The 18864-nt window shown below is 72.8% G+C and carries 17 protein-coding genes; 7 read left to right on the top strand and 10 right to left on the bottom strand.

The window, feature by feature from the left end:
- The first annotated feature begins 80 nt into the window (after nucleotides 1-80).
- The gene (locus ASF89_RS10325) at nucleotides 81-1034 is read left to right on the top strand and encodes a MoxR family ATPase (RefSeq protein ID WP_055796200.1); all 954 of its coding nucleotides are present in this window, start codon (nucleotides 81-83) and stop codon (nucleotides 1032-1034) included.
- 2 nt (nucleotides 1035-1036) lie between these two features.
- Nucleotides 1037-2329 carry a DUF58 domain-containing protein gene (locus ASF89_RS10330; protein ID WP_055814351.1) on the top strand — a complete coding sequence of 431 codons (1293 nt, stop codon included), beginning with the start codon at nucleotides 1037-1039 and terminating at the stop codon, nucleotides 2327-2329.
- Between the two features lie 12 nt (nucleotides 2330-2341).
- Here ASF89_RS10330 and ASF89_RS10335 read toward each other — a convergent pair whose 3' ends face one another.
- Nucleotides 2342-3337, bottom strand: a complete 996-nt coding sequence (locus ASF89_RS10335) for a stage II sporulation protein M (RefSeq protein WP_055796193.1) — start codon at nucleotides 3335-3337, stop codon at nucleotides 2342-2344.
- Nucleotides 3338-3355: 18 nt separating this feature from the next.
- Between ASF89_RS10335 and ASF89_RS10340 the strand changes: the two genes are divergently transcribed.
- Nucleotides 3356-4240: an RDD family protein gene (locus ASF89_RS10340; RefSeq protein WP_082489923.1), complete on the top strand. Its 885-nt coding sequence runs from the start codon at nucleotides 3356-3358 to the stop codon at nucleotides 4238-4240.
- A gap of 20 nt (nucleotides 4241-4260) precedes the next feature.
- Here the strand turns inward: ASF89_RS10340 and ASF89_RS10345 are convergent, their stop codons facing one another.
- From ASF89_RS10345 to ASF89_RS10355, 3 genes are all read right to left on the bottom strand, one after another.
- Entirely contained in the window at nucleotides 4261-4512 is a 252-nt protein-coding gene (locus tag ASF89_RS10345) for a metal-sensitive transcriptional regulator (RefSeq protein WP_369814557.1), read from the bottom strand.
- 142 nt (nucleotides 4513-4654) lie between these two features.
- Nucleotides 4655-6073, bottom strand: a complete 1419-nt coding sequence (locus ASF89_RS10350; RefSeq protein WP_055814355.1) for a phosphomannomutase/phosphoglucomutase — start codon at nucleotides 6071-6073, stop codon at nucleotides 4655-4657.
- A complete protein-coding gene (locus tag ASF89_RS10355) occupies nucleotides 6063-6275 on the bottom strand; it encodes a DUF3499 family protein (RefSeq protein ID WP_055798266.1) in 213 nt (70 codons plus the stop codon). The genes ASF89_RS10350 and ASF89_RS10355 overlap by 11 nt, the downstream gene beginning before the upstream one ends.
- Nucleotides 6276-6335: 60 nt before the next feature.
- Between ASF89_RS10355 and ASF89_RS10360 the strand changes: the two genes are divergently transcribed.
- A complete protein-coding gene (locus ASF89_RS10360) occupies nucleotides 6336-6785 on the top strand; it encodes a metallopeptidase family protein (protein ID WP_055796182.1) in 450 nt (149 codons plus the stop codon).
- Between the two features lie 63 nt (nucleotides 6786-6848).
- On the opposite strand, the gene ASF89_RS10365 is transcribed toward ASF89_RS10360, so the two are convergent.
- The 5 genes from ASF89_RS10365 to manA form a co-directional block, all read right to left on the bottom strand.
- A complete protein-coding gene (locus ASF89_RS10365) occupies nucleotides 6849-8261 on the bottom strand; it encodes a DUF5719 family protein (RefSeq protein WP_055814357.1) in 1413 nt (470 codons plus the stop codon).
- Nucleotides 8254-11094, bottom strand: a complete 2841-nt coding sequence (locus tag ASF89_RS10370; RefSeq protein ID WP_055814360.1) for a glycosyltransferase — start codon at nucleotides 11092-11094, stop codon at nucleotides 8254-8256. The genes ASF89_RS10365 and ASF89_RS10370 overlap by 8 nt, the downstream gene beginning before the upstream one ends.
- Before the next feature lie 143 nt (nucleotides 11095-11237).
- The gene (locus tag ASF89_RS10375) at nucleotides 11238-11552 is read right to left on the bottom strand and encodes a WhiB family transcriptional regulator (RefSeq protein WP_055798263.1); all 315 of its coding nucleotides are present in this window, start codon (nucleotides 11550-11552) and stop codon (nucleotides 11238-11240) included.
- A 181-nt stretch (nucleotides 11553-11733) separates the two neighbouring features.
- The gene (gene galE, locus ASF89_RS10380) at nucleotides 11734-12693 is read right to left on the bottom strand and encodes a UDP-glucose 4-epimerase GalE (RefSeq protein WP_055814363.1); all 960 of its coding nucleotides are present in this window, start codon (nucleotides 12691-12693) and stop codon (nucleotides 11734-11736) included.
- 40 nt (nucleotides 12694-12733) lie between these two features.
- The gene (gene manA, locus ASF89_RS10385; protein ID WP_055814366.1) at nucleotides 12734-13900 is read right to left on the bottom strand and encodes a mannose-6-phosphate isomerase, class I; all 1167 of its coding nucleotides are present in this window, start codon (nucleotides 13898-13900) and stop codon (nucleotides 12734-12736) included.
- A gap of 178 nt (nucleotides 13901-14078) precedes the next feature.
- On the opposite strand from manA, the gene ASF89_RS10390 reads away from it, so the two are divergent.
- The 3 genes from ASF89_RS10390 to ASF89_RS10400 all read left to right on the top strand — a co-directional run bounded on the left by ASF89_RS10390 (nucleotide 14079) and on the right by ASF89_RS10400 (nucleotide 18025).
- Nucleotides 14079-15275, top strand: a complete 1197-nt coding sequence (locus ASF89_RS10390) for an acyl-CoA dehydrogenase family protein (RefSeq protein ID WP_055796166.1) — start codon at nucleotides 14079-14081, stop codon at nucleotides 15273-15275.
- A gap of 67 nt (nucleotides 15276-15342) precedes the next feature.
- Nucleotides 15343-16695, top strand: coding sequence for an O-antigen ligase (locus ASF89_RS10395; protein WP_055814369.1), 1353 nt, complete (start codon nucleotides 15343-15345; stop codon nucleotides 16693-16695).
- Nucleotides 16696-16732: 37 nt separating this feature from the next.
- Complete coding sequence (locus tag ASF89_RS10400) at nucleotides 16733-18025, top strand: hypothetical protein (protein ID WP_055796159.1); 1293 nt, start codon at nucleotides 16733-16735, stop codon at nucleotides 18023-18025.
- 40 nt (nucleotides 18026-18065) lie between these two features.
- On the opposite strand, the gene ASF89_RS10405 is transcribed toward ASF89_RS10400, so the two are convergent.
- Nucleotides 18066-18827, bottom strand: a complete 762-nt coding sequence (locus ASF89_RS10405; protein ID WP_055798260.1) for a polyprenol monophosphomannose synthase — start codon at nucleotides 18825-18827, stop codon at nucleotides 18066-18068.
- Between the last annotated feature and the right edge of the window lie 37 nt (nucleotides 18828-18864).

The raw sequence follows: 18864 nt of genomic DNA on the forward strand, positions 1-18864 counted from the left end.
GCGCCTCCTCGGCTCCCCCGCCGGCCCCGAACGCGAACCCCGACCGACAGCCACCACGACACACCGGAGACGAGCAGCACATGACCTCAGACCTGCAGCAGACCTTCTCGCGAGTCCGCGCCGAAGTCGGCAAGGCCGTCGTCGCGCAGGACGGCGCGGTGACCGGTCTCATCGTCACCCTGCTCGCCCAGGGCCACGTGCTGCTCGAGGGGGTGCCGGGGGTCGCGAAGACGCTGCTCGTCCGCGCCCTCGGGCACTCGATGTCGCTCGACACCTCGCGCGTGCAGTTCACCCCGGACCTCATGCCCGGCGACATCACCGGATCGCTCGTCTACGACGCCAAGGCGGGCGACTTCGAGTTCCGGCCCGGGCCCGTGTTCACGAACGTCCTCCTCGCCGACGAGATCAACCGGACGCCGCCCAAGACGCAGTCCGCCCTGCTCGAGGCGATGGAGGAGCGCCAGGTCTCGGTCGACGGGCTCTCGCGTCCCCTCCCGACCCCGTTCCTGGTGGCGGCGACCATGAACCCGATCGAGTACGAGGGCACCTACACGCTGCCCGAGGCGCAGCTCGATCGATTCCTCATGAAGCTGACCCTCGACCTCCCGCCGCGGGATGCCGAGGTCGAGGTGCTCGGACGCCACGCCGCCGGGTTCTCACCGCGCGATCTGCGCGCCGCCGGCGTCACGCCCGTCCTCGGGCCCGACGACCTGGCCCGAGCCCAGGCGGAGGTCGGGCGGGTGGGGGCCTCGCCCGACGTGCTCGCGTACATCGTCGACCTGGCGCGGGCGACGCGCGAGAGCCCCTCCGTCGTCGTCGGCGTCAGCCCCCGCGGCTCCACCGCGCTGCTCGCCGCGGCGAAGGCGTGGGCCTGGCTGACCGGGTTCGACCGCATCACCCCCGACCACGTGCAGGCGATGGCGCTGCCCGTCCTCCGCCACCGGCTGAAGCTGCGCCCCGAGGCCGAGCTGGAGGGCGTCGACGCCGACAGCGTCGTGCGATCCGTCCTCCAGCAGGTCCGGGTCCCGCTCTGACCATGGCCGTCACCGGTCTGTTCGTCGCGCTCGTCGCGCTCGGGGTCGTCCCCGTCATCGCGACGGGCAGCCCCTGGGCGCTCGTCGTGTGGCTCGTGGTCGTCGCCGTGCTGACGGGCCTCGACGTCGCACTCGCGGGCTCGCCCCGACAGCTCACCCTGCGGAGGCGGCTGCCGGGGGCCATCCGTCTCGGCGAGACCGCGGAGGCGCGGCTCACGATCGTCAACGACGGCCGTCGGACGATCCGCGGCGTCGTCCGCGACGCCTGGCAGCCCTCCGCCGGAGCATGGCCCACCCGTCGGGCGCTGACACTGCCCCCGGGAGGCGCGACGACGAACACGACAACCCTCACGCCCTTCCGTCGGGGCGTGCGCTCGGCCGACGCCGTCACCGTCCGCACGATCGGCCCCCTGCGACTCGCCGGGCGTCAGGCGACGCACGCTCTCCCCGGTGCGGTGACGGTCCTGCCGCGGTTCTCGTCACGCAAGCACCTGCCCTCGCGGCTGGCTCGTCTGCGCGAGCTGGACGGCCGCACGAGCGTGATGATCCGCGGGCAGGGCACCGAGTTCGACAGTCTCCGGGAGTACGTCCGGGGTGACGACGTCCGCTCCATCGACTGGCGCGCCACCGCGCGCCGCGACGAGGCGGTCGTCCGCACCTGGCGGCCCGAGCGCGATCGCCGCGTGGTCGTCGTCGTCGACAGCGGCCGCACCTCCGCCGCGCGGATCGACGACGAGCCCCGCCTCGACACGGCCTTCGAATCGGCCCTCCTGCTGGCGGCCCTGGCGTCGCAGGCGGGCGACCGGGTCGACGTCGTCGTCGTCGACAGCCGCGTCAGGGCCCGCGTGCAGGGGACGTCGGGCCCCGCGCTGCTGTCGTCGATGGTCGACGCGATGGCGCCGCTCGACCCCGAGCTCGTCGAGACCGACTGGGCCGCCGTGCCCGGCGTGGTGCGCTCGGTGACGACGCGACGCGCCCTGGTCGTCCTCGCGACCACGGTCGACAGCCCGGGGGCCTCCAGAGCCCTCCTGGCCGCCGTCCCCCAGCTCGCCCGCCGGCACCTCGTGGTCGTGGCCTCCGTCACGGACCCGACCCTCGAGGCGCTGAGCGTCGAGCGCTCCTCGCGCGACGCCGTGTACCGGGCCGCCTCGGCCGAACGGGCTCGACTCGACGCCGCGCGGGTCCGGGCCGCGCTCGTCCAGTCGGGGGCGGAGGTCGTCACGGGCGCACCGGCGGACCTGCCGCCCGCCCTGGCCGACCGCTACCTCGCCTTGAAGGCGGCGGGCCGGCTCTAGCCCGCCGCGGGGTCAGCCCGCGACGAGCCGGGTCGCCCCCGCCTCGAACTCGTCGAGGTCGCCGGTCTGCCCGGCTCGGCGCGCCCGACCGCCCAGGATCCACTGGTACGCGAGGAAACCGGCCAGCGCGACCGTCCCAATGCCGATCTTCACGGGCCAGGGCCACGCCTGCCGCGTGACGAAGCCCTCGATCACGCCCGAGACGAGCAGTGCCAGGACCAGGCCGATCGCGATGGTGACGAGGGCGCGACCGTCCTCGGCGAGGGCCTGACCGCGGGTCCGCGGGCCGGGGGCGACCCACGACCAGAAGATCATCAGACCGGCCGCCGCCGCGACGAAGATGCTGTACAGCTCGAGCTGCCCGTGCGGGGCGATGTACAGGAAGAAGTAGTCGAGACGGCCCTGATCGGCCATGATCCCCGCCGACACCCCGAGGTTCACGGCGTTGCCCATGATCACATACGGCACCCACACCCCCGTGATGCCGAAGGCGACGCACTGCGCGGCGATGTAGGCGTTGTTCGTCCAGACCTGGCCGGTGAACGACCCGGACGCGCTCTCGGAGTAGTACGCCACGAAGTCCTGCTCGGCGAACTGCCGCCGGAACTCCTCGCTGCCGAACGACGCCAGCACCGCGGGCTCCTGCGCGGCCCACACGGCGAAGACCGTCGCGACGATCGCGGTCGCCAGCGCCACGACGATCGACACCCAGCGGACCCGATGCAGGGCGGCCGGCAGCTGCGCGCCGAAGAACGTCGGAAGCTGCCGCAGCACGTCCCGCCCCGCGCCCGTGAAGCGGAGCCGGGCCCGCGAGAGGGTCATCGACAGGCGATCCGCCGTCGGGGAGTCCCCGGTGGCCGTCGTGAGCGCCGACAGCTGCCCCGCACCCGACTGGTAGAGCGACACGAGACGATCCGCCTCGTCGCCGGTCAGGGCCCGCCGGCGGGCCAGGCGATCGAGCTCGGCCCAGTCCTGGGCGTTGGCGGCGGCGTAGGCGTCGATGTCCATTCTGATTAGATACTAGGCATGCCTCGTCGCGAGTCGCCCCGCGCCTCCCCGGCGGTCCTCCGCGCCGATCAGGTCGAGGCCTTCAGCGCGGGCGGCGACGAGCTCGTCACCGGCGAGGCCGTCGCTCTCGATCTGCGTCCGACCAGCATCGTCCTCCGCGGCGCCGGGGTCGTCATCGACTACCTCGTCTACGCCGCCGGGGTCGTCGCCCTCATCATCCTCGTCGGCCTGCTGAACGACGCCGGAGCCCTCGACGACGCCCTCGCGCAGGCCCTCGTGATCGGCTCGGTCGCCTTCGGCCTCATCGTCGTCCCGGCGATCGTCGAGACGGCGACGCACGGGCGCTCGCTCGGCCGCCTCGCCGTCGGGGCCCGCATCGTGCGGATCGACGGCGGCGCCATCGGATTCCGGCACGCCCTCACCCGGTCGCTGGTCGGGCTGCTCGAGATCGTGCTCACCACGGGCGGACTCGCGGTCGTCGTCGGCCTGCTGAACGGGTCGTCCCGCCGACTCGGCGATCTGATGGCGGGCACCTACAGCCGCAACGAACGACTGGCCCGAGACACCCGCGTCGTCGCCGTGCTGCCGCCGGGGCTCGAGGGCTGGGCCGGCGTGGCGGACGTCGCGCGACTGCCCGACGGCACCGCCCGCCGCGTCGCGGCGTTCGTCCAGCAGGAGGCGCGGCTCACCCCGGCGAGTCGGCGCCGGGTCGCCGAGCAGCTCGCCGACGAGGTCCGCCCCTTCGTGTCGCCGCTGCCCGACGTCGACGCTCCCCTGCTCCTGACGGCGGTGGCGGTCCTCCGGCGCGATCGCGAGTCGACGGCGCTCGCTCGGGAGGCGGCGACCCTCGCCCGGCTGCAGCCCGCTCTCACGGGGACCGTGCCCGGCTTCCCGAGGCGCTGAGCGCCTCCGAATCGACCGCCCTACGAGCGGACGAGCCGGGCGATCGCCGCCGAGGCCTCGCGCACCTTCTGCTCCGCGACGTCTCCGCCCTCTCGGGCCGCCTCGGCCACGCAGTGCGCCAGATGGTCGTCGAGGAGCTGGAGGGCGACGGTCTCGAGCGCCTTCGTCGCCGCGCTGACCTGCGTCAGCACGTCGATGCAGTACGTGTCGTCGTCGACCATGCGCTGGATGCCGCGCACCTGGCCCTCCGCACGCCGCAGGCGCTTGAGGATCTGCTCCTTGTCGCCGCTGTAGCCGACGTGCGTCGTCGGCTGCGGCTCGTCGTGGTCGGTCACCGCGCCTCCTCGTGACTCCGGATCGGGAGGGAGGGGCGTCACGCCCCACCCACCCGTGGATACCCCCAGGGGGTACAGTTTAGCCCCGGATGAGCCCCAGCACGGCATCGCGCACCTGCACCATCTCGGCCTCGGTGGCCGCCTCGGCGTTCAGGCGCAGCAGCGGCTCGGTGTTCGAGGGGCGGACGTTGAACCACCAGAAGCCGCCGTTCTCGGAGGTGCCGCTCACGGTGAGGCCGTCGAGCTCGTCGAAGTCGCCCTGCGACGCGTAGGCGTCGACGATGCGGGCGTAAGCCGCGGGCACGTCGGTGACCGTCGAGTTGATCTCGCCGCTCGCCGAATACGGCGTGTAGCGATCCGTCAGCGTCGAGAGCGGCTCGGCCTGCGACCCGAACTCGGCCAGCACGTGCATCGCGGCCAGCATGCCGTTGTCGGCTCCCCAGAAGTCGCGGAAGTAGTAATGCGCCGAGTGCTCGCCGCCGAAGATCGCACCGGTCTCGCGCATCTCGTCCTTGATGAGCGAGTGCCCGACCCGCGTGCGGACCGCGCGGGCACCCGACGCCTCGATCGCCTCGGGCACGGCGCGCGAGGTGATGAGATTGTGGATGACGGCGATGTCGGCGTCGGGCTCGAGCGCCCGGACCCTCGCGATCTCGCGGACGGCGACGATGGCCGCCACGGCCGACGGGGTGACGGCGTCGCCGTTCTCGTCGACGACGAAGCAGCGGTCGGCGTCGCCGTCGAACGCGAGCCCGAGATCGGCGCCGTGCTCGACGACGGCCTTCTGCAGGTCGACCAGGTTGGCGGGCTCGAGGGGGTTGGCCTCGTGGTTCGGGAACGTGCCGTCGAGCTCGAAGTACATCGGGATGATCTCGATCGGCAGCTCGGGCAGACCGGCCGCGGAGCCCAGCACGGCGGGCACGGTGAGGCCGCCCATGCCGTTGCCCGCATCGACGACGACCTTGATGGGCCTGATGCCGGACAGGTCGACGAGGTGGCGGAGGTAGGCGGCGTAGTCGCCGAGCGCGTCGTAGTCGCGCTGCCCGCCGGGCTCGGCGACGGCCTCGATGCCGTCGGCGAGATACGAGGAGGCGCGGTCGCGGATCGAGGCGAGCCCGGTGTCGAGGCTGATGCCCTGGGCGCCCGCCCGGCTCATCTTGATGCCGTTGTAGCTGGCCGGATTGTGGCTCGCGGTGAACATGGCCGCCGGCGCCGACAACGAGCCGGAGGCGAAGTACGACTCGTCGGTCGAGCAGAGGCCGAGGGACACCACGTGGGCGCCCCGGGCACGGGCCCCGCGAGCGAAGGCGGCGGCGAAGGCGGGCGACGAGTCGCGCATGTCGTGGCCGACGACGAGCTCGGAGCCCGCGCCCTCGATCTCGTCGGCGAAGGCCGCACCGAAGGCCTCGACGACCTCGCCGGTGAGTTGGCTGCCGACCAGCCCCCTGACGTCGTAGGTCTTCACGAAGGCGGTGAGGTCGGGGCTCTCAGATGTCATTCCCCAAAACTACCCGGCGGAGGACCTCCCACCCCTGCGGAACCGACAACGACGACGCGTGTCGCTCGCAGAGGTCGTACCCGTGGGGCTCGACGACGCCGCTCAACGGCCCGACGACGACCATCTGGTCGGAGTAGACGTACGTCAGCGTCGCGACGGCCTCCTGGTGGCAGGTGACCTTGCTGCAGGGACGTGCGTTCATCGAGGACGAGACTAGCCCGTCGCCCCGGGGCGGCCGCCCCGGGGCGACTAGCATGACGGGATGGCCAGGCCCCGTCACGTCCGCGTCACCGACCGCTCGCGTCACCGCGATCGGCACGGCCGGGGTCTGCGGTCATCCGCCGCCGGGCCGCACCTGCCGTTCCTCCGCACCCGCGTCGACCTCTTCGACGACATCGTCGCGTCGACCGCCGACTACCTCCGGGAGCTCTGGCCCGATGAGCTCGAGGGCGTCGTCTTCGAGGTCGCCGGATTGCCCGCCGAGCCCGACCGCACCCGCGTCGAGCGGTGGCTCGTGGATCGTCAGGCCCGCAAGGTCCTGTTCTACCGGCTCCCGATCGAGCGCCTCGCACCCGCGCTCGAGCACCGATCCTCGCCCGACGGAGAATGGGACCACCGCGTGCTCGTCGAAGGGCACGTCTTCCGGGCCGTGGCCGAGCTGCTCGGCAAGGACCCCTGGGATCTCGCACCCGATCGATGGCGCGACCGCTGACCTGCCATCGGCGTCCGACCGACCGGCCCCGCGCCTCCTGAGGCTCCGTCGCGGGTCGGCGGGTCAGGGGTAGACGGTGACCGGTGACGAGGCCGGCAGAGGTGAGACGACGGGCCAGGCGGCCACGGCGCCGTCCGCCGAGAAGCTCATCGCGGCCCTCAGCCCGTCGGCGCCCGACAACCGGACGGAGTCGCCCGACGACACGCGGACCGCGAGGTTCGCGCCGGCAGGGACCTCGACCTCGCGCTCGTCGTCGCCGTCGATGGCGACGGTGGCCGTGACGGGCGCGTCCGTCGGATTCGCCAGCGTCAGCCGTGCGCCGTCGCCGTCGGGCACGGACACCAGGGTGTCGCCCGAGAGCGCGGGAGCCGACGACGCCCACGACAGGTCGACGGCGCCGTCGGCCGACAACGCCGACGTGCGGACGGCGGCGACGACGGGCACGTCGGAGGTGATGGTCGCCGTGTAGAGGCCGTCGGCGAGACCGTCGACCGGGACGTCGGTGACGAGACCGGACTCGATCCGCGTGTCGAAGGTCGTCCCCGTCCCGTCGTCGGCGGCCAGCGAGATGGAGACGCGTGCGGGCGAGTCGCCCGGCGCCAGGAGCCGCAGAGCGCTCTGCAGGTCGCCCGCGTCGGGGTCGGCCAGAGCCGTCTCGAGGGTCTCGCCGCCACGGACGATGATGCCCGGGACGACCGTCGTCCTGCTCGGGGCCGCGCCGCCGCTGATGACGTCGACGCCGCCCGGATCGAGTGTGCGGACGATCGACTCCTGCAGGGTGGCGACGATCTGCCCCCCGCGGCTCGTCACATGCACGACGGGCGAGAGCAGGCCGGTCTCGAATCCCGAGAGGGGGACGACGCGCTGGCTCCGCGGGCCGACGACGATGCCCTCGATGCCGGGGCCCTGCACGCGGCCGGTCTCGGCCGTGATGCCCAGGTCGACCGTGGCGTTGACGTCGCTCGGGTTGACGAGCGTGATCAGGGACACGCGACCGGTCTCGGTCGAGCCGCCGACGAGCCAGGTCGAGCTGCTCGGCTCGGCGCAGGAGGAGCTGGCGAATCCGACGAGCTCGTCGGAGGCGACGCTCTGACTCTGCGACGCGGCGATCAGGGGGACCTCGTCGCCCTGCAGCCCCGCCGTGACGAGCTGCGGCGACGAGCTGCTGCCGTCGGCGCCGGCCAGGGCCTCGGCGGACTCGGAGCCCGTGCTCGACGAGGTCGCGATCCGCGCCTCGCCGACGGCGCTGGCCGTCGTCGCCTGCTGCCCCTCGGCATCGGACAGGCGCAGCACGCTGCCGGCGCAGACGCGCTGCGGGTCGAGCGGCACGGGCGTGACGACCTGCCCTGCCGGGGTGGTCTCGAGACTCGGCAGCGGCAGGACGGTGGCCGCCGCGACGACGGCGGCCCCCACGGCGATGCCCACGACTCCGACGATGATGCGTCCGGTCGTGGAGGCGACGGATCTCTCAGTCATCTCGCTCCTCGTCGAAGGTGGTGGCGGGCTGCTCGGCCTCGGGCGTCCCCGCCCGGCTGCGTCGGCGACGCGGCGTCGTCGGGATGGCGAGCAGGAGCGCGGAGCCGAGCACGAGCGCCCAGGTGACCAGGACGATCACGCCGAGGGGGCCGCCGTCCGGGTGGGGCTCGCGCTGATCGGTCGAGTCGATGTACCGCCACAGCAGCCCGTTGGTCGTGTCGCCGACCGCCAGGAACGCGGCGTCGGCGTCGAGGGCCTCGCCCGCACGCTGACCCAGCGCGGCGGCGGCGTCGTCACCGGAGCCCTCGGTGAGCAGCACGAAGCCGATGCCCTGACGCGCCAGGTCGTCCGCGGGGTCGAAGCCGCTGCGGCTGACGAGGTTGCCCGCCAGGACGGTGAGGTCGTCGGTGCTCGACGACAGCGTCTGCGCCGTCGAGTCGAGGGTCGACTGGTCGTCGAGGGTGGCGCCCTGGCCGTGCTCGAGCGACACGGCCAGCGAGCCGTCGGGCTGCGGGGTCAGCACGAGCGTGCCGATCTCGGGCGACGCCTCGGCCTCCGCCGCGACGTAGGCGGAGAGGATGCGGCCCGGGCTCGAGCGGATGTCGGCGGCTCCGGAGAGGGAGCCGATGACCACCGGGACGGCGGCGGCGACGGCGAACACGGCGACGACGACGCCCGACGCGGGGGCGACGCGGGGCAGACGGTCGAGGGTGACGGCCGCCGCGCCGATCATGCCGAGCAGGTACAGGCTGAGCGCGCCTCCCGCCCAGACGGTCGTGCTCTCGCTCCCGACGCCGATGATCGAGAGCTGGGTCGCGACGACCGCGGTCAGATAGCCGGCCAGGGCGATGACGAGGGCCGGGACGGCGCGCGTCCTCGAGCCGACGAACGGGGACGCGAGTGCGAGCAGGGCGAGGGGCACGAGCCCCACGGCGACGATAAGGGCCAGGGTGCCGCCCTGGACGCCGACGCCGGCGAGGAGGGAGGTCCAGCCGTTCAGCCCCGTCTCGGGCGAGCCGAGCAGCAGCTGCAGGGGCGAGGCGGGGTCGGTGCGCGTGGGCGCGCCGGGGTCGGCGAGGATCGCCCACCACGTGCCCCGGCCGATCTGGACGACGGCGAGCGGCGCGAACAGCGCGACGGCCGGCAGCGGGATCGCCAGCATGCGGTGGATGCCCCGTGGCCGGGTCGCGAGGGATCCCACCCACAGGACGAGGAGGGCGGGCAGCAGGACCGGCGACCCGGCCGCCACCAGGGCGAACAGCAGCGACGCGGCGGCCCCGGACGCCCAGGAGCGCGCCGAGCCGATGAGGGCCCAGACGAAGAACGGCAGTGCGACGTGCGCGACGACGGAGCCGAGGTGCCCCGTCTGCAGCGACGAGAACAGAGGCGACGAGACGGCGTAGAGCGCGGCGGCGACCGCCGGGACCCACGGCCGCGACGTGATCCGACGGGCCGCGAAGAAGGTGCCGATCGCCGACACCGGCGCGGCGAGCAGGTACACGACCAGGATGGACGTCGACGGCGACCAGAACGTGAGCGTGCCGAGCAGGGCCACCACGAGGGCGAACGGGTCGGACGGCCCGACGAACCCGGCGCCGATCTCGCGCCAGCCCCAGCCGACGGACTTCCAGAGCTCGCCGACGCTGGTGCTGAGCGGAAGCAGACCCCCGCCCGTGAGCGCCGGCTCACGGAGCAGACGGAGGAACGCCACGACGCTGAGGACCGTCGTGCCGACGACGACCCACAGCCCGCCCGAGCCGATGAAGCTGGCACGGGGATCGGCGCTGTCCTCGCCGCGGGCGACGAGGGCGTCGCGTTCGTTGACGCGTCGCTCGCGGACCTGGTTGTACGAGGCCCGGAGCGGCTCGATCGCCGACCACGACGTCGTCCGGCTGCGGTGCAGCGCCCGGCGCGCCGCCGGGACCCTGCCTCCGCCGAAGGCCACGCGCAGCGCCGTCGAGAACTCGCCGACGACGGCGCCGGGGTTCTTCGTCAGCAGATGCCAGACGGAGCGGACGAACGCCAGGGGGACGAGACTGAGCCAGTGCAGCGGCACGGCGGCGAGGGGGGCGTAGACGAGTCGGCGATGCAGCTGCGCGGCCCGCCGGAGTCTCGCGCGGCGCGCATGCCCGCCGTTCCGCTGCCCGAAGTCCTCGGGGTTGCCGGCGCTGCTCACCTGCGCGCTCGGCACGGCGACGACCCGGTGGCCGGCGAGACGAGCCCGCACCGAGAGGTCGAGTGAGGCGTCGACGTGCGGGAGCCCCGGGTCGAAGCCGCCGAGGGACTCCCAGACGCTCCGCCGGATGAGCATCCCGCCGGCTGCGACGCCCAGGACGTCGTCGTGGAAGTCGTGCTGCCCCTGATCCAGCTCGTTCTCGACGAGGGGCATCGAGGCGCCGTAGCGCGTCATCGTCTCGCCGAACTCGGCGATGGTCCCGGGCTCGTCCCACCGCATCAGCTTCGGACCGGCGATCGCCACGGACGGGGCCACCTCGACGGTGGACATCAGACGCTCGAGCGCGTCGACGGCCGGGGCGTTGTCGTGCCCGAGGAACCACAGCCACTCGTCGTCACCGGAGCGCTCGCTCGCCGCGTCGGCCGACACGCGCACGCCGTGGGACACGGCCTCGCCGAAGGTCCGGGCGGAGGGCACGCTGGTGAGCTGCGCCGCGCCGCTCAGAGACAGGCGCCCGGCCGGCGAGTCGGGGCCGCCCGTGTCGACGACGACGAGCGCCTCGGGAGGTCGCGTCTGACGCGACAGACCCTCGAGGGTCCGGTCGAGATAGGTCGCCCCACCGGGGGCGACGAGGATCGCTGTGACTCTCGGATGCATGACCTGAGCAGCCTAGGTCGACGGCCGCTTGCCGAGGGTCCGCCGCGCCGGACCGACCGCACCTGTGAGGCACCTATGCCTGCAGACGACGACGACGCGCGACCCGTATCGGGGAGCACGCCGGAAGGCCGAGGAGGCGCGGGTCACGCCTGCTTGCGGAGCTTGCGTCGTTCCCGCTCGGACAGGCCGCCCCAGATGCCGAATCGCTCGTCGTTCTGGAGGGCGTACTCGAGGCACTGGGTCTTGACGTCGCACGACGCGCAGATCTTCTTGGCGTCGCGGGTCGAGCCGCCCTTCTCGGGGAAGAACGCCTCGGGGTCGGTCTGAGCGCAGAGCGAGTCGGCCTGCCAGGCGAGCTGGTTCTCGTCGTCCGACTGAGCCCTGCGGACGCCGGGGACGCCGAGCAGGACCGGGTCGACGTGCCAGTCGTCGGGTACTCCGACACGGGTGTCGTTCATCGTCACAGCACATCTCCCCTCGTCGTCGTCGCCCCCTGAACGGCTGCGATGGGGTCAATTACACCGGTGTAATTCGGCCACGTCAAGTCAGGGCCCAATAAACCCTGAACCCCTCATCGAGGGTCAAGCGGGCCCCGGCGTGTCGCGATGGACTCCACAGCGCCGAGGGTCCCCCGGGGCGTCAGACGCGAGGAGCGGCCGCCCAGGCGCTCGTGACCATGTCGAGCAGGCTGTGGCGCATGGTCCAGTCGAGGTCGCGGGCCGCGAGGGTCCCGTCGGCCACGATCCGGTCGGGGTCGCCTGCCCGCCGCGGCGCGATCTCGGGGGTGAAGTCGATGCCGGTCCCCTGCCGCATGGCGTCCATGATCTCGCGGACCGACACCCCGCCGCCGGAGCCGAGGTTGTACGCGGGCTCGACGGACTCCCCCGCGTCGAGCCGACGGGCGGCCGCGACGTGCGACACGGCCAGGTCGGCGACGTGGACGTAGTCGCGGACGCAGGTTCCGTCGGGCGTGGCGTAGTCGTCGCCGTTGATGCGGGGCGTCCGTCCGGCGGCGAGCGCGTCGAAGACCAGCGGGAAGAGATTGTGGGGGCTCGCGTCGTACAGGTCGGTGTGACCGGACCCGACCACGTTGAAGTAGCGGAGGCTGGTGTGTCGGAGCCCCGTCGCGACGGCCTGATCACGCAGCAGCCATTCGCCGATGAGCTTGCTCTCGCCGTACGGCGACGCGGGCGCCTTGGGGGTCGATTCGGTGACCAGCTCGGTGGGCGGCGTGCCGTACACGGCGGCGCTGGAGGAGAAGACGATGCGATCGACCCCATGGCCCGCCATCGCCTCGAGGAGGCGCTGCGTCCCCGTCACGTTCTGGTCGTAGGTGTGCAGGGGGCGCTGGACGGAGACTCCCGCGTACTTGTATCCCGCCACGTGCACGACTCCGGTCACGTCGTGCCGGGCGATGGTCTCGGAGACGAGGTCGCGGTCGAGGATGGACCCCCGGACGAACGGCACGCCCTCGGGGACGAACGACTCGATGCCCGACGAGAGGTCGTCGAGCACGACCGCGTCGATACCCGCCGACCCGAATTCGCGGACGACATGGGATCCGATGTAGCCGGCGCCGCCGGTGACCAACCAAGACATGGGGCAACTCTAGCCAGACGCCCGGGCCCGGCCCGCCGCCCTAGGCGGGGGTCGCGACGTAGAGCGTGCCGCCGCCCGTCACGGCCAGTCGGACCTCGTCGGGGGTCACGAAGGCGGACTCCCCCGTCGCCAGGCGGATCACGCCGTCCTGACCCTTGACCTGCACCTCGCCCTCGGTGACGAGCATGATGCTCGGTCCGCCGATCTGCACGACCGCGCCCGTGCCTCCGGCGTCCACCCGGAGGAGGGCGAAGCCCACGCCCGTCGGGTCGAAGCGCTCGACCCCGCGGGCCGTCTCGACCGGCCGGAGGTACGGGACGGGCAGGGGCGCGAACTCCAGGACCTCGAGGAGGGCCGGCACGTCGACGTGCTTCGGGGTCAGCCCTCCGCGCAGGACGTTGTCGGACGGGGCCATCAGCTCGACGCCGAGGCCGCCGAGGTAGGCGTGCACGTTGCCCGCCGGCAGGAAGAGCGCCTCGCCGCGCCGGAGGGTCACGTGGTTGAGCAGCAGCGAGATGACCACTCCGGGGTCGCCCGGGTAGCGGGAGGCGAGGTCGGCGACGGTGGAGATCGACGCCGAGGGCCCCTCCACCCCGCGGGCGAGCTCCGACACGTCGGCCACGAGGCGCGACGACTCGTCGGAGCCGTCGAACAGACGGGCGAGGGTGGTCTCGAGGGACGTCTCGACGAGGACGCGGAGCGGCGCGAGACGGCCGCTGCCGCCATCGAGCCGGTCGATGTCGGTCAGCGTCTCGTCGAGGGTGCGGAACCCGCAGAGCGCGTCGAAGGTCTCGCTGAGGGCGACGATGATCTCGGGCTTCGGGAACGGGTCCTTGTAGTTGCGCGTCGGCGAGTCGATCGGGACGCCCGCCTCGTTCTCCGCGGCGAAGCCGGCCCGCGCCTGCTCGGGCGTCGGGTGGGCCTGGATCGACAGCGGGGCGTCCGCCGCCAGGACCTTGAGGAGGAACGGCAGCTCGGAGCGCCCGCGTCCGAGAGCGCGATCGGGCTCGGCGGCGAACCAGTCGGCCAGCGTGTCGGCGCCGTCCACGACGGCCGGATTCACCACGACGCTCGGCGAGCCGGGGTGCGCCCCCAGCCAGAGCTCCGCCTCGGGGCGACCCGAGGGCCGTCGTCCGAGCAGCGTGGAGATGGCGGTGGTCGAGCCCCAGGCGTAGTCGCGGGGGGTGTTGGTGATGGCCAGGAACATGCTTTACCTGCTTGTCGGAGGGGGAGCTTGGGCCCCCTCTACAAAGAGGCGGGGGCGCCAGCCGGGAGGCGTTGGTCAAAACTACCAAGGCCATTGCCGACGACGGGAGGTGTGCCTAGGCTCGCCGAGCCCGGCGGCCCGGCCGCCCGGAACCCCGACACAGAGCAATGGAGCACGGATGTCCGCGACGACCCTCACCCCGTTCAGCACGCTGGCCAGCGACTTCTTCGGATTCGAGGACCAGCTATCGGATCGGGAGAAGGGCGTCCTGACCGACCTGCGCGCCTACCTCGAGACCGAGGTCAAGCCCGTCGTCAACCGCCACTGGGCCGACGCGACGTTCCCCCACGAGATCGTCAAGGGCCTCGCCGGTCTCGGGCTCTTCGGGATGCCGTGGGAGGAGACCCGGCCGTTCGAGAACAGCGCGGTCTTCCGCGGCTGGGTCGCCCTCGAGCTGGCCCGCGTCGACGCCTCCGTCGCGACCTTCGTGGGCGTCCAGAACGGTCTCGCCATGGGCTCGATCGGCGTCGGCGGATCTCCGGAGCAGCGGGCCGAGTGGCTCCCCCGGATGGCCAGCGGCGAGATCGTCGGGGCGTTCGGACTCACCGAGCCCCTCTCGGGCAGCGACTCGGCGCAGGGCCTTCGGACCGTCGCGACCCGCGACGGCGACGACTGGGTGCTCAACGGGTCCAAGCGCTGGATCGGCAACGCCACGTTCAGCGACATCACCGTCATCTGGGCCAAGAGCGCCGAGGACGGACAGGTCAAGGGCTTCATCGTGCCCACCTCCACCCCGGGCTACACGGCGACCAAGATAGAGGACAAGCAGAGTCTGCGCATCGTCCAGAACGCCGACATCACCCTGACGGACGTCCGCGTCCCCGATCGGCTGCGCCTGCAGCACGCGACGTCGTTCCGCGACACGGCGGCCGTGCTCCGGCTGACCCGGGCGGAGGTCGCCTGGGCCGCCGTGGGCAACTCGATCGGCGCCTACGAGGCGGCTCTGGCCTACGCGAACGAGCGCGTCCAGTTCGGCAAGCCGATCGCGAAGCACCAGCTCGTCCAGGACCTCCTGGTGAAGTCGATCGGCAACATCACGGCGTCGATCGCGATGGTCATGCGCTGCTCGCAGATGCTCGACGAGGGCACGCAGCGAGACGAGCACTCGTCGCTGGCGAAGGCGTTCACGACGGCCCGGATGCGCGAGACCGTCGGCTACGCACGCGAGGTGCTCGGCGGCAACGGCATCGTGCTCGAGTACGACGTCGCCCGCTTCTTCGCCGACGCCGAGGCGCTCTACAGCTACGAGGGGACCCGCGAGATGAACACCCTCATCGTCGGGCGCGCCATCACCGGCGAGGCGGCGTTCGTCTGAGCGGACCCTCCCGGGCCGGGCGACGGGCCGCTCCGACCGGGGTGGCCGGTCGTCTAGCCTGGTGCCCATGACGACGACGACCGCCACCGCGCCCGCGGCCCTCGCACCGCGCCGTCAGGGCACGACCTTCGCCACCCTGGCGTTCCTGGTCCTCTTCGGCGGCGACGTCCTCCGCAACGGCACCACGTTCTGGGGCTGGGGGCTCGCCTGCGCGGTGATGGTCGTCGCCTCCGCGGTCGTCGTGGCGCGCAACCGCCCCGATCACCGTCGGCTCCCCCGCCTCCTCGCGCTGTTCGTCCTCTGGGCCGTCGTCTCGATCACCTGGTCGCAGTACGCCGCCGCCTCGGCCGTCGGCATCGGGGCGACCCTGGCGACCACGCTCGGCGCGCTGGCGGTCGCCTGGTCGCTGCCGTGGCCCCTCATCGTCACCGCCCTCGGACGGGCGCTCCGCCTCCACGTCGGGCTCTCGCTCCTGTTCGAGCTCGTCGTCGCGGTGTTCGTCCGGCGCCCCGTCTGCCCCGTCTACCTCGACTGCTCCGGCGGAGTCCCCGACGCCTTCTACTGGTCGCGCGACGTCCTCTTCGAGGGGGGCCGCATCCAGGGCCTGCAGGGCAACAGCAACATCCTCGGCGTCCTCGCCCTCCTGGCCCTGATCGTCACCGCCGCCCAGTGGTCGGCCGGCACCATCAGCTCGCGCATCGGCACCATCGGAGTCGGCCTCGCGATCGCCGCGCTGCTGCTGACCCGCTCGGCGACGACCGCGGCGAGCGCCCTGGCCGTCGCGGTCGTGCTCGCGCTGGTGGTGCTGGTGCGCCGCACCGCGCCTCCTCGGCGTCCTCGTCTCCACCTCGCGACGCTCCTCGTCGTGGTCGTCGCCGCGGTCGCCGTCGTCCTCGCCCGGACCCCGCTCCTGGGGCTGCTCGGGCGCAGCAGCGATCTCACGGGCCGCACCGACATCTGGGCGTCCGTCGTCGATCTCGGCGTGCAGCACCCGGTCGTCGGCTGGGGCTGGGTCAGCTACTGGATCCCCTGGGCCGCGCCCTTCACGGATCTCGCCGAGCGCAACGGCGTCGTCTACCTGCAGGCGCACGACGCGTACCTCGACGTGTGGTTCCAGCTCGGCTGGATCGGGCTCGCCCTCTTCGCCCTCGTCTGCCTCGGCGTCCTGGCGCGTTCCTGGTGGTGGGCGACCGACCGGCGGATGCTCGGCGTCGGACGCGAGGCTCCCTGGGCGACGCTCGACCTGCTGCCGCTGCTGCTCGTCGTGGCGCTGCTCGTGCACGGCGTCGCGGAGTCTCGCCTCATCGTCGAATGGGGGTGGGCGCTGCTCGTCGTGGTCGTCGTCGTGACCCGACGCGACGCCCACGGCTGGAGCGACCACGACCGGGTCGCCGAGCCCACGAGCGCTCTGCGGCCATGACCCGCTGGGCCGACGGCCGTGCTGCCATGATGGTGCGGTGAGGCCGACCCGAGACGAGCGCGACCCGATCCGCCGCTACGTGTCGGCGTGGGTCGGATTCTCGGCGGGGGGCCACTTCAGCCAGGCCCTCGCGGTCGCGATCGTGCTCTACGGCTTCACCACCGAGTCGGTGCGCTCGCTCATGGGCTGGCCCGGTTCCGTGGCCATCCTGGCGGCCCTCGTCGCGCTGGCCGGCGTCTCGCTCTTCGGGCAGCGCCATCACGTCGAGTGGCGCGGCCTCCTGCCCGTCTCGCTCATCGCCCTGTTCGGATTCATGGGTCTCAGCGTGTTCTGGAGCGAGTACACCTGGGTGACCGCAGGAGGCGCGGCGTACGCGGCCGCGTTCGGCGCCCTCGGTCTCTACCTCGCGCTCGGGCGCGATCTCGTCCAGGTGGTGCGCGCCGTGGGCGACGCGCTCCGCATCGTGCTCGTGACCTCGCTCGCCCTCGAGGTGTTCAGCGGGCTGCTGATCGACCAGCCGATCCCCTTCCTCGGCATCCAGGGGAACCTCGGCTACGGCGGGCCCATCCAGGGCATCGCCGGGACGCGCAACTACATCGGCTACCTGGCCGCGCTCGCCCTCATCACGTTCGCCGTCGAGTTCCTCACCCGCTCGGTCCCCCGACCCCAGGCCGTCGCCTCGGGGCTGGTCGCCGTCGCCACGCTGCTGTTGGCGCGATCACCCGTGACCGCCGTGGCGGTGCTCGCCCTCGTGGTCGCCGGGGTCGCGCTCAACGCGCTCCGACGGGCTCCCGAGCGTCGACGCCCCCTGCTCCAGGGCATCCTCGGGACGCTCGTCGTGATCGGCGGGACGATCGCCTACGCGGCCCGCGCGCGCCTCCTCGACTCGGTGGACGCCACCGCGGATCTCTCGACCCGCACGGCGCTCTGGTCTCGGATCCGCGACCTGACTGCCGTCCACGACGTGACCGGATGGGGCTTCGTCGGCCAGTGGCCCGGCGAGATCTTCCCGTTCTCGACCGTCATCTCGCCGAGCGGGAGGCCCTACGCCACCGGCCTCAACGCCTTCTACGACATGGGGCTGCAACTCGGGCTGGCCGGCGTCCTGCTGCTGGTCGTGGCCGGGACGCTCGCCTTCGTCCGCAGCTGGACGACCGCCTCCGGGCATCCGATCGTCGCCTACGTCTGGCCCGCCCTCGTCCTCGTGCTCATCGGGGTGACGGCCCTCGCCGAGAGCTACGTCCTCTTCGAGGGTTCCCTCATGCTCTTCGTGACGGTCGCGACCGTGGCGGCGCGCAAGCGCTCCTGGCGCTCCCGGCTGCCGAGCTGACCACGGCGCGGCGGGCGGATCCGGTGCCGGGACCGACCGCCTACTCGTCGCGCAGCGGCAGTCCGCGCAGTCGGCGCCAGGCGCGCTGGAGACCCCAGATCGTGACGTTGAGCATGGCCTCCTGCACGATCGACCCGCTCATCTTCGAGACGCCGGCCTCGCGTTCGCGGAACTCGATCGGGACCTCGACGACGGTGTGCCCGGCGTCGAGGGTGCGGAGCGTCATGTCGACCTGGAAGAAGTAGCCGCGGGACGCGACCCGCTCGAGCGGCATGGCCGCCAGGACGTCGGCTCGGTAGACCCGGAAGCCGGCCGTCGCATCGCGGACGGGGATGCGCAGGGCGAGTCTCGAGTAGAGGTTGCCGGCGCGACTGAGGAACAGCCGTCGACGGGGCCAGTCGACCACCGAGCCGCCGCGGACCCAGCGCGATCCGATGACGAGCCCGGGACGCTCCGGGCCGTCGAGGGCCTCGAGCATGACCGGGAGACGGTCGGCGGGGTGACTGCCGTCGGCGTCGATCTCGACGAGCACGCGGTAGCCGCGATCGAGTCCCCAGCGGAACCCGGCGACGTAGGCGGCCCCGAGGCCCTCCTTGGCCGTGCGGTGCACGACCGAGACCCGGTCGTCGGTCGCGGCGATCTCGTCGGCGATGCGCCCGGTGCCGTCGGGACTGGCGTCGTCCATGACGAGCACGTGCGCGGTCGGCACGGCCTCGAGGATGCGCGCCACGATGGGGCGGATGTTCTCGGCCTCGTCGTAGGTGGGCACGATGGCCAGACAGGCCGCATTCACTGGTTCGATCACGGTCGTCCTCGGTGGTTCGGGAAGGGTCGAGCAC

It is taken from the genome of Frigoribacterium sp. Leaf172, from assembly GCF_001424285.1.
Lineage (GTDB): Bacteria > Actinomycetota > Actinomycetes > Actinomycetales > Microbacteriaceae > Frigoribacterium.